The organism is Actinocrinis sp., assembly GCF_035605935.1.
In the GTDB taxonomy this organism is placed as follows: Bacteria; Actinomycetota; Actinomycetes; order Streptomycetales; family Catenulisporaceae; genus Actinocrinis.
Window position 1 is genome coordinate 1 of record NZ_DATNGK010000131.1, and the last position, 5,599, is coordinate 5,599.

Annotated in this window: 3 protein-coding genes; all 3 read right to left on the minus strand. The window is 69.1% G+C overall.

Annotation, left to right across the window (positions count from 1 at the left end; genetic code table 11):
• A partial coding sequence (locus VN779_RS11350) for a LamG-like jellyroll fold domain-containing protein (protein WP_325722441.1) occupies positions 1–4,523 on the minus strand: 4,523 nt, incomplete at its 3' end.
• Positions 4,524–4,780: 257 nt separating this feature from the next.
• Positions 4,781–5,449, minus strand: a complete 669-nt coding sequence (locus VN779_RS11355) for a hypothetical protein (RefSeq protein ID WP_325722442.1) — start codon at positions 5,447–5,449, stop codon at positions 4,781–4,783.
• Positions 5,450–5,451: 2 nt separating this feature from the next.
• Entirely contained in the window at positions 5,452–5,598 is a 147-nt protein-coding gene (locus tag VN779_RS26445; protein WP_349260739.1) for a galactose oxidase-like domain-containing protein, read from the minus strand.
• Between the last annotated feature and the right edge of the window lies 1 nt (position 5,599).

The window sequence follows — 5,599 nt, forward strand, 5'->3', positions numbered from 1 at the left end:
GGAATCACCGGCTGGTCGGGATCGACCGAGCGGCCCGACTTCAGGATCTTGCCGGGCGCGTACATCGCCGAGCTGCCGCCGTCGACCGCGGTCGGATCCACGACCGACCAGGTCTGCGTCGCAAGGTCGAGCACCCGGCTGACGATCGGAGCCTCGGTCGTGGCGGCGGCGAGCACGCGCCCGTCGCCCAGCACGAACATGTGCGGGTAGTACGGGAAGCTCATGCTCGCGCCCGTGAGCTGCGTCCACGAATCGAGCTGCGGGTCGTAGATTTCCGGGATGGTCGCGACGCATCCGGCACAATCGATCTCGCCGGCGCTCACGAGCATGCGTCCGTCCGGAAGCGCGGTGACGGTCGGATACCAGCGGCCGACGGCCATCGGCGCGACGCGCGACCACGTGCGCGTCGCCGGGTTGAAGAGATTCGTGTCGCGCAGTCCAACGTGGGCGCCGTTGTGTCCGCCGGCGACCAGCGCTCTGCCGTCGGGCAGCAGGCAGTGGCCGCCGCAGAACATGTTGGTCAGGCTGTTCGGGACCGAGGTGAACACGCCGGTCGCGGGATTCCACAGGCGCGCCTGGTTGCCGAAGTCCTGCCCATCCCAAGCGAGAATCTCACCGGTCGCAAGCAGGTTCGCGTGCACCGCGACGATCGGCCAGTTCACCGGCGCGGCCCACTGGCCCGAGCTGGTGCCGGTCGGCGTCCCGACCGAGACGGACACCGCGGTGCTCGTGGCGCTGTTGCCGGCCAGGTCGGTCGCCGTAGCCCACAGGACATGGCTGCCGGGAATGGCGGTCGCCGTGTCCCAGGCGACGCTGTAGGGCGCCGTGGTGACTGGCGAGCCGAGCGGCGAGCCGTCGAGCATGAATTGCACCGACGCGACGCCCACGTTGTCGGCCGCGTTGGCCGAAACCGACACCGTGTTGGCGACGCTGGCGCCGGTGGCAGGCGAAGTGAGGGTGACGGTCGGCGGCACGGTGTCGCCCGGCGGCGGCGGAGGCGGGGGCGGCGGGGTCGTCCCCACGTCGGCGGCCACGGGCGTGGTCATGTCGACCTGGATCTCGGTCGGGCTGAGCGCGCGGTTGTAGATGCGCACTTCGTCGATCAGTCCCGCGAAGTACTCGGTCGGATAGGCGTCCCCGCCGATCTGCAGCGTGGCCGTCGTGGGCGCCAAGGGCGAGGTCTGCGTCTGGCTCGCCACTTGGACGCCGTTGACGAAAAGCCGCACCACCGAGCCGTCGAAGGTCGAAGCGAGATGCGTCCAGGTGTTCACCGGCAGCACCGACGGGCCGAAGGTGTTCTGGTTGCCCGTGGCCCAGGTGCCTCCGATGCTCGGGCGATTGCCGTTGTCGGTGGAAGCCATGAGGTAATAGCCATCCACGTTCTTGTCGACGATCGCGCGCCATCCGGTAGGCGCCGTCGTCGGGAAGATCCACGCTTCAAGACTCATCGCCGTCGTCAGGCGCAGCGACGGCGCATCCGGGATCGTGACCTGCGCACTGGTGCCGTTGAACACCAGCGCGCTGCCGAACTTGCCGGTCGTCCAGGTCGTTCCACTGGCGGCGCCGTTGTTGTACTGCCCGGAAGCGTCGCGGATCGCCGTCCCCGACCCTTCATCGAATCCATAGGAGGCGACCAGGCCGGTCGTATCCCGGGCCGGGGTGGTGACGGTGACGATCGTCGACCAGGCGCTCAGATTGCCCGCGGCATCCGTGGCGCGTACCCAGTACTGATAGGTTGTCGATGGCGTCAGCCCGGTGTCGCTGTAGCTCGTGCCGGTGGGCGTTGCGATCGTTACCCACGCGGTGCACCCGGCGCCCAGACAGCGCTGCAGGATATAGCCTGTCACCGCCACGTCGTCTGTCGAGGCCGTCCAGCTGAGGTTGACCTGGGTGGGGCCGACCGCGGTGCCCGCGAGCCCGGTGGGTACCGTCGGCGCCAGGACATCCAGGGATTGGGCCGTGGTCGCGCTGCCGACATTGGAATAGAGACCGAGGTTTCCGGCCGCGTCGGCGGCGCGCACGCGGTAGCTGTAGCTCGTGTTCGCGGTGAGGCCGGTATCGCCGAGGCTCGTGCCCGTCGGCGTGGCGATCTGCGCGAAAGTCGTGCAGCCGCTGCCCGCGCAGCGCTCCACGCGATACCCGGCGACGCCGACGTTGTCGCTGGCGGCGCCCCACGCGAGATTGACCTGGGTGGAGCCGGAGGCCGTGGCGGTCAGCGTGCCGGGCGCGCTCGGGGCGATGGTGTCGAGCGGGGTGCCGCCGCCGACGCCGGTGCCCATGTCGGCCTGGATCTCCGCAGGGGTGAGGGCGCGGTTATAGATGCGCACCTCGTCGATGGTGCCGTTGAAGTCGTACCCCGACGCCCCGGGACGGTGCCCGATGTTCACGTTGAGCGGGGAGTTCTGCTGCGTGGCGCTGACCGTGCCCACGAGCGTGCCGCTGTCCAGAACGCCGTTCAGATACACATCGAGCGTGCGCGCGGCCGCGTCGTAGACTCCGGTGACGTAGTACCACTGACTGGCCTGCAGCGGGTTGGTGCCATACCGGAACATGCCGCCGCCGGAGGCATCAGTGAGCTTGAAGCCGATGGTGCGCGGACCGGTGTCGACGGTGGTGTCGAGCTGGAAGCCGAGCTCGCCGCTGGTGCGCTTGGAGACCACGGCGGCATCGTCGGCGGGGAAAGCCGCGGGGCGGATCCAGGCGCTGATGGTCATGCTGCCGGTGATCTGCAGCGTCGGGCCGTTGCCCAGGTCGACGTATGCGCCGCTGCCGCTGACCACCACGGCACTGCCGAACTGACCCGCGGTGGTGCGCGTGGCGCCGTTGAGCGTGCCGGTGTTGCCGTTACCCGAGGCATCGGCGGTCGTCGCGCCGGAGGCTTCGCTGAAAGCGTATGCCGCGACCGGGCCGCTGGCCGTCGCCGTGGTGGCGCTGGCGAAATTGGAATAGGCGCCGAGATTTCCGGCGGCGTCCGCCGCGCGGACCTGATACGTGTAGCTCGTATTCGGCGCGAGGCCGGTGTTGCTGAAGCTCGTTCCCGTCGGCGTGGCGATCTGCACGAACGCGCTGCAGCCGCTTCCCGCGCAGCGCTCGACGCGATAGCCAGTGACGCCGACGTCGTCGGTCGACGCGGCCCAGGTCAGGTTGATCTGGCCGCTGCCGGCGGAGGTGGCGGTCAGGCCCGTTGGCGCAGTGGGGGGCGATAGATCCGGCGCAGGCGTCGTCGCCGAGGCCACCGGGGAGTAGCCGCCGAGGTTCCCGGCGCCATCGAGCGCGCGCACTCGGTAGCTGTAGCTCGTGCCGGCGGCAAGTCCGGTGTCGCCGAAGCTCGTCCCGGCAGGTGCGGCGATCTGCGCGAAGGCGCTGCAGCCGCTACCCGCGCAGCGCTCCAGCTGATACCCGAGGACCCCGACGTTGTCGGTGGCCGCGCTCCAGCTCAGGTTGATCTGCGTGCTGCCTGCTGCCGTGGCCGAGAGGCCGCTCGGCGCGGTTGGGGCCGTGGTGTCGGGGGCGGCGAGCGTGGTCGCGGAAGCGACGCTCGAGTACGGGCCGAGGTTCCCCGCGGCGTCGATGGCGCGCACGCGGTAGCTGTAGCTCGTGCTGGCGGTCAGTCCGGTGTTGTTGAACGTCGTGCCGCTGAGCGTGAAGATCTGGCTGAACGTCGTGCACCCGCTTCCCTGGCAGCGTTCCACCCGATAGCCGGTCACGCCGACGTTGTCGGTCGCGGCCGTCCAGGAGAGATTGATCTGCGTCGCGCTCGCCGCGGTGGCCGACAACGCCGGCGGCGCGCTGGGCGGCGCGGTATCGCTCACCGGCGGCGTGACGCTGCTCACCGGCGTGGCCATGTCGCTCTGGATTTCGGCCGCGCTGAGCGCCCGGTTGTAGATGCGCACCTCGTCGATGAGACCCGCGAAGAACTCGCTCGGATAGGAGTCGGCGCCGATCTGCAGCGTGGCGGTCGTGGTCTTCAGCGGCGCGGTCTGCGCCTGGCTCGCCACCTGCACCCCGTTGACGAAGAGGCGCGTCGCCGACCCGTCGAAGGTCGCCGCGAGGTGCGTCCAGGTGTTCACCGGCACTACCGAAGGGCCGAACAGGTTCTTGTTGCCATCGGTCCATGTGCCGCCGACGCCCGGACGATTGCCGTTGTCGGTGGAGGCCATGATGTAGTAGCCGTCCACGTTCTTGTCGACGATCGCGCGCCAGCCGGTCGGGGCTCTCGTCGGGAAGATCCACGCTTCCAGCGTCATGCCCGTGGTCAGCTGCAGCGACGGCGCGTTCGGCACCGTGACCTTCGCGCTGGTGCCGTTGAATACGAGCGCATTGCCGAACTTGCCGGTGGTCCAGGTCGTGCCGCTGGAGGTGCCGTTGTTGTTCTGCCCGGAGGCGTCGCGGATCGCGGTGCCCGTCCCTTCGTCGAATCCATATGCCGCGACCAGGCCGGTGGTGGTCTGCGCGCGCACAGAGCCGGCGAGCAGCAGGACGAGCCACACGACGATGAACGGTACGGATATGGATCGCGGCATGCGCGCTGCCCTTGAGGAATACGCGAGCCGAGGTCTCACGCTTCGTTTTGTTTCATTGAACAATCGGACCGGCGCGCCTCCCTGCCGCTTACCCGCGCACCCCGTTCTAGTACCGCGCGCGAATCATGCCACCAACTTTCTTTCAATGGTGTTACACAGATGTCGCTTTTTCTTACACTTCACGTTCCAGTGACGTGCCCGCCACTGTGATTGGGCTAGCGTGGCAGTCGTCCGGAGCTTCCCGCTGGCGCGGGGGCTCAGTGATCCTTGACTGCGGATTCGCCCCAGCGGTATTCGACTGCCGGGGCGCAGCCGCGCGCCTTCGCCGCGTAGCGTGCAACCGTGTCGGCTCCGAGCGTGCCGTGCTCCACGACGTCGAGCGGGAGGCGCCCGTCCGGGTCGACGCGCTGGCGCTTTCGGCTCAGGGTACCCGAGGCGCGCGTTTCGATCTCGATCTCCTCGCCGGGGGGGAAGCCGGCGCCGAGGGCGATGAAGCGGTTGCCGTAGAGCGAGATCAGCTCGAGCGAGATGGAGCAGGAGCCGTCGCGTGCGGCGATGGGGTACGGAACCACGCGGGCGAACGCAGTCGTGTTCTGGTCCTCGGAGGCGACGGCGACCCACCAGGCGGCGCCGCGCGGGTAGGGCCCGAGATCGAGCTCGATGTCGTCGCGCAGCGCCGGGACCACTTCGGTGAAATCGCGGCCGAAGCCCTTGGTCCACACGCCGAAGGCGTGACCTTCGGGCAGGCCCTTCACCCGGAGACGATACTTCACCGCGTCCCCGCTTGCGCTGCGCGCGCTTTCGACCAATTCGAGGCTTACGCCCGGGGTGGCGCGGCGCGGGTCGAGCGTGCTGCTGCTATGCCGTGCATCGGCAGCCCCGGACCAGGCGAGCGCAAGCGCGGCGAGCGCGACTCGCCAGGCCATCGCTACTGGAGCTGCACGATCGACGCCACCGAGGGCACGCCGTTCGTGTTCAGGATGAAGAGCATGTAGTGCCCGGGCGGCGCGAGGTTGGCGTTGGCGGGAGTTTGCACGCTCAGGGTTCCAGCGGCTGCACTGAATTGTAGCGGCACG

Coding starts and splice junctions, on each gene's coding strand:
- VN779_RS11355 (WP_325722442.1), bottom strand. CDS start 5,449: ATGGCCTGGCGAGTCGCGCTCGCCGCGCTTGCGCTCGCCTGGTCCGGG.